A 275-nucleotide genomic window follows, 5' to 3' on the forward strand; every position below is an offset into this window, starting at 1 on the left:
CGGCCATGAGAAATGTCCGATCGTCGACACCTTCTGGCAGACCGAGACCGGCGGCCACGTCATCACGCCCCTGCCGGGCGCCACGCCGCTGGTGCCGGGCTCATGCACCTTGCCGCTGCCGGGCATCATGGCCGCGATCGTCGACGAGACCGGCAAGGACCTGCCCAACGGCGCGGGCGGCATGCTGGTCATCAAGCGGCCCTGGCCCTCGATGATCCGCACCATCTGGAACGACCCCGAGCGCTTCAAGAAGAGCTACTTCCCCGAGGAAATGG

The 275-nt window shown here is 67.3% G+C and carries 1 protein-coding gene; it reads left to right on the forward strand.

Translation table 11 applies throughout. From position 1 onward, the window contains the following. Window positions 1-275: AMP-binding protein (locus IB278_RS33690; RefSeq protein WP_192328893.1), on the forward strand; the 275-nt coding region annotated here is incomplete at both ends.

Source organism: Variovorax sp. VRV01 (genome assembly GCF_014852545.1).
GTDB lineage: Bacteria > Pseudomonadota > Gammaproteobacteria > Burkholderiales > Burkholderiaceae_C > Variovorax > Variovorax beijingensis_A.